At 48.5% G+C, this 2,000-nt stretch carries 1 protein-coding gene; it reads right to left on the bottom strand.

The annotated features are described in order from the left end of the window. A partial coding sequence (locus KDK18_RS02630) for a LamG-like jellyroll fold domain-containing protein (RefSeq protein ID WP_257252994.1) occupies positions 1-2,000 on the bottom strand: 2,000 nt, incomplete at both ends.

Below are 2,000 nucleotides of genomic sequence, written 5' to 3'. Positions count from 1 at the left end.
ACTCTCTGTCGTGGTGGCTGTGAAGATCAGATTCATGGTATCTGTGCTGTCTGCCGGTGGTGTTATCTGCAGGTTGGCGTAGTCCCAGCCGGAAATGTCAACAGCGGTGCCATCCGCTGTGATCGAGTGGCTGCCATCAGTGAGCACTGCTCCTGCAGGGACTCCGTCGGCGGAAACGGTTAGCGTTTCAGAACCGTCGGTGTCGACCTGAGTAATGCCAAGGTCCGGTAAACTGAAAGTGGTATCCTCATCTACAGTAATCAATTTCTTAATCTGGATATCATCCAGCATGAAGTAGTTATGATCCTCTCGGAATCTGAGTTCTGTGGTGGGATTACCCGTAGTGTTTAAAAGGATGGTTTTGGTCGATGTATGAGTGCTTGAACCAGGCGGTTCTGTATAGGTTGCGACTACCTGTCCATTCCATTCTACCCAGATATTGGTGGTATTGTATTGATATCTTACATGATGCAGAGTGAACGTTAATTCGTAGGTCTGTATTGAACTGTCACTGGTATCGATGTTTCTGTAGGACTGAGTCGAATGATAGTTAACCAGTTGATTGTTGAAAAATTGTGAACTGCTGAAGCCGTTAGGGTTAGTTCGTTGCCAGCCATCTGGGTTGTTGCCATCAAAGTTACTGTTCAATACTACAGTGCTGAGATCATTCATGGTGACGCTGTCCACCACTGCTGCAACATCAAATGTTCGGGTGTGCTCACCAGAATAACTACTACCGTCGTGTACATTAAAGCCGATAGACGTGTAGTTATTACCGGCTTCGTTACTGTCTGGCTCAAATACCAGAAGGCCTGCTTCAATATCCGCTTTGCTGATGACCTGGTTTGCCGTCACTACAACGCCATTGAGCTTCAAGGTTCCCTCGTCAGGTAAAGTAGATACCTTGATTTGGGTCATGGCATCCGCTTCCTGGTCGCTGCTGCTCAGATCGTTCAGAGTCAGGGTATAACTTGTATCCTCATTGATAGACAGTTTGCTTTGGTTGACATAAACCGTGTAGTCGCGGGTACTGCTGAGCTGGCCATCACTCACCTGAACCGTAATTGTGTGAGAAGGGTTGCTGTCATGATCCAGCTGAGTGCTGTCAGCCACGGAGATGTCACCGGTTGCACTGTTAATGGTGAAGCGGCCACCGGCGTCGTTAATCAATGAGTAAGTCAGTTGGTGACTGGCATTATCAACATCCGTTGCCGCTACTGAACCCAGAACAATGCCGTTAGCTGTCTGTTCAGCCACATGGAAGGAATCGTTAATGAGATTTTCTACAGAGTCAGCTTGATAGAGGGCTTTGACCTGATGAGCACCCAGGCCAGTGTTGAAAATAGCAAGTTCACCTACGGAACCGTCCAGATCACCATCATTGCTCCAATTACTCTTGCCGACGTAGTTGTTTGATCTGACAATCTCTGGAATCAAAGCCCCGTTGAGATTCTCTCCGGCCAACTCTCCGTTTTTATAGACCCGCATTGCCCCGGTATCGTCAACGGTGGCGGTCACATGAACCCACTCGCCTGCGGTGAAAAAGTTGTTGATATGAAGCTGTCCTTCCAGGGAGGCTCCGTCATAGATTTCAAACGCCAGTGTTTCACTGGTGCCGACATGGGTAAGGAGAATATTGTTGCTGCCAGGACCATCACCAAAGTCAACTATCCTCGACCAGTTCTGGCTCAGGCTATCGTATTTCACCCAGGCAGAAATGGTCATAGCTCCACCCAATTCAAGCCCGGAGATTTCACCACTGCCGTGGGTACCAACCATTTCAAAGACATTACTACCGTTTCGTCCGCTGCCCAGTGAGGCATTACCGCTAAGGGTCAGATGGTTACCATTACCTGATAGGTCTTTGTTATCTGCGAAACTGTAGGCTGCCTCAATTCCCTCGATGAGAGGACTGCTCGATAATTCAGGGGCATCATTGACAGCGGTGACATCCAATGACCAGTAAACGTCCGTCGTCTCATAACTATCCGAAACGGAAA

This window comes from Endozoicomonas sp. SESOKO3 (genome assembly GCF_024606255.1).
The sequence above is the reverse complement of the archived record's forward strand: the minus strand, read 5'-3'. Positions and strand labels throughout refer to the sequence as shown.